The sequence below is a fragment of the Rhizobium sp. FKY42 genome (assembly GCF_005222835.1).
Classification (GTDB): domain Bacteria; phylum Pseudomonadota; class Alphaproteobacteria; order Rhizobiales; family Rhizobiaceae; genus Neorhizobium.
The window spans coordinates 7,647-10,335 of sequence record NZ_STGA01000050.1 but is presented as its reverse complement, the minus strand read 5'-3'; the positions used below and the strand labels follow the sequence as shown (position 1 = coordinate 10,335).

4 protein-coding genes are annotated in these 2,689 nt (G+C 57.8%); 2 read left to right on the top strand and 2 right to left on the bottom strand.

Features of this window, described 5'->3' with window-relative positions; translation table 11 throughout:
* Positions 1 to 161: 161 nt before the first annotated feature.
* Together E8M78_RS18590 and E8M78_RS23390 are read right to left on the bottom strand one after the other, a co-directional pair.
* Positions 162 to 794: a zeta toxin family protein gene (locus E8M78_RS18590; protein ID WP_137136474.1), complete on the bottom strand. Its 633-nt coding sequence runs from the start codon at positions 792 to 794 to the stop codon at positions 162 to 164.
* Between the two features lie 12 nt (positions 795 to 806).
* Positions 807 to 974, bottom strand: coding sequence for a hypothetical protein (locus tag E8M78_RS23390; protein ID WP_170973471.1), 168 nt, complete (start codon positions 972 to 974; stop codon positions 807 to 809).
* A 731-nt stretch (positions 975 to 1,705) separates the two neighbouring features.
* Here E8M78_RS23390 and E8M78_RS23385 point away from each other — a divergent pair.
* On the top strand, positions 1,706 to 1,882 hold the full coding sequence (locus tag E8M78_RS23385) for a hypothetical protein (RefSeq protein WP_170973470.1): 177 nt from the start codon (positions 1,706 to 1,708) through the stop codon (positions 1,880 to 1,882).
* A gap of 183 nt (positions 1,883 to 2,065) precedes the next feature.
* Positions 2,066 to 2,689 (top strand): DUF3991 domain-containing protein (locus E8M78_RS23925; protein ID WP_137136475.1); only part of this gene is annotated, 624 nt, incomplete at its 3' end.

Sequence of the window (2,689 nt, the reverse complement as noted above, 5' to 3'; positions counted from 1 at the left end):
CAAGCGACACTCTTAATGTGTTGCGTCTCTATCGGGCTCAACCTGTCGCAACCCTATTCGGCTTTGACAATTATTATGATAAGATATCGATAATAATTATAAATTAGGTCGGAAATCGGGCTGCGGCGGCGCGAATTGTTAGCCGTTTACGGCACTTGATCCTACTCGATCGAGGTTCGAGAACGGTACGCCTCCCCTACCCTTACGAGGTCATAGGCTTTCGCAATCCGGCCTTCGAAAAGCCTGTGCAGCGGATTGCGACGATCAACGTCAGACCCGACGATCTCGCCAGCACGAACGCGAAAGATCTCCCGGGGCTCGATACCGCTGTTGTCTATTAGCAGGGCCTCATCCGCACACCTAAGAGCGCTAGATAGCTTCTGCAGCGATCCTTCGTAACGTCGACGGATGATATCTCCTGGGATGCCGTGACCACCCTTCTCTGCTCTACGTTGAACACGCTCGATGTTGAGCTCGACAGAATCCAGAGCAACGTAGTAGAGGCCCACATAGTACCCAGCTGCCTTGGCACCGCTCATCAGGTTGATTGACTGCTGGCTGCTCAAGGTGGTTTCGAAGACGAACGACTGCCGGGTTTCGATCATCTCACGGATCCTGTTGAGGGCCGCCTTTCCCGCTGCGATGGCTGCCGACTGTCCGTCGCCGGATCCCGTCAGCTCTTTAGCGATCTCATCGACGTTGATCCAAGCGCCGTCGAGCTGCAGCTTGGCATATGCCGACGACTTACCCGACCCGTTGGGACCGCCGAGAATGATACAGGTGGGCTGGGACAAAGAGCAGGGACCTCAGGCGGCAGAAATGCGCTGTTTCTGCTCAAATGTCGCCTGATCCTCGGCCTCATTCTGGCGATCACGAGCGGAAATCGGCAGTCCCAAACGACGGCTCTCAGCGATTGCTTCGCGGCCGATCTGCTTCAGGGCTTCCTTGTTCTCGTCAAACTTGTTCAAGAGCATTTTCGATCTCCTATACTAATAATATAGCGCACAGCGGCCCGGTCGGCAAATCCGAGATTCTCGAGTTGAAGAGAAGAAACTGAAGGGGGTGAAGGGGCCGAATTTGCCGGAGCTTTAACTTCTGAGAGAGCGGAGCCGATATAAGCAAGACAGCGAGAAAGTTTTACCTAATGTCTGCGAACGTACCATCCGAATGACGTCGCAAGGTCCGCCGCAGCGTTGCTATCGCCACCAGTCTTGAAAGATCGATGATCCGCTTCCTCACACGATGGCTAGCAGATCGCCGTGCAATAGCGCTGCGATGGCAGGTAGATGCCAGGCTTCTCACAATTTCGGATCCAGCCGGATCCTACTGAGAAGCACAGCGCCGTGCTTTCCGTAGCCGGGTCACTGGTGAGCTCGACGAGTTCGTTTTCGAAGCCTTGTCCGATAAGGAGGCAGCTGGCCTTCGCTGACCGGTGCGCTGGTCAGACAGATGCTCGGCAACAAATGCGGAGCTGTCTTCCGTGAACGATCTGTGCCGAATATCCGATCGCCGCCGAAGCACTCCAATCCCGCCTCTTGTGATGGCGTCCTGAAACAGGCCCGGGTCTCCGACGATCAACCCTCAAGGGGTCGGTTAGCTAAAGCTACCGCCGCTCCGTCTTCGTCTCCGCGGTGATCGCGACCGTTCCTGTTTCCTCGAGGAGCCATCAGCGGGAATTGGCCCGCTTCCGATGGAGCACACGAACATGGCGCACGATCTTTCTCTCGCTCAATCCTTCGCTTACCAGCTTTGCCGCGATCTGATGGTTCCCATCACTCTCTTCAAATCGGGCGACGAATTCGGCGTCCTTCCGTCCGACGAACTCGATGACGAAGACGATCTGGAGATCGTGCACCAGTTTTTTCCACGCGGGTCTCATTGAGACCCATTCGACCCTGCCGCTGGCGACCTGGCGGCCGCAAGGGACGCTTCGCCGCAGCGGTCTGCTGTAACTTTTGTCAGTTGCGCACTGCGCCCTTGCCCCCTCCGCTCTTCGCGGCGGGACGAAGGTGGCCCGCAGATTGCGGGAAAATGAAGGGACGGCCACTTTGCGGCCGAAGAAAAGATGAAACGAGAAGAATTAGAGGTGCTGCGCGCCAGGGTCAATTGCGAGGCCGTGCTGGAACGGGCTGGCTACGAAATCGATCTGAAGGAAAGCAGCCGCCGCGCCGTCAAATACCGGCATGGCGGCAACATCATTATCGTGACCCATGACGGAAGAGGCTGGTTCGATCCGCTGGGTGACGAGAAGGGCGACATCTTTGGCCTTGAGATGTTTCTGGAAAGGGCCACGTTTCCTGCCGCCGTGGACGCTGTCGCAGCGCTGGTCGGTTTTCAGCTTTCCCGGCCGGAATGGCGTCCGTCGCGGTCTGCAGTGTCAGACGAGGCCATTGCTGACCGTTGGCGAAGTCGACGTACGCCGTCGCCCGGCTCCGAAACATGGCGCTATCTTTGTTGGGAGCGCTCGGTCCCCCCTGCCATCGTCAGGCACGCCATCCGGGAGGACATCCTGCGGGAAGGACCTTTTGGCAGCATGTGGGCGGTGCATATCGATGGCCGCGGCCGAGTGGTCGGCTGGGAAGAGCGCGGTCCAGACTGGCGTGGCTTCGCCACCGGGGGCTCCAAGCTTCTGTTCCGCTTGGGTCCGAGTGACGCCAATCGCCTTTGCGTCACAGAGGCCGCGATCGAT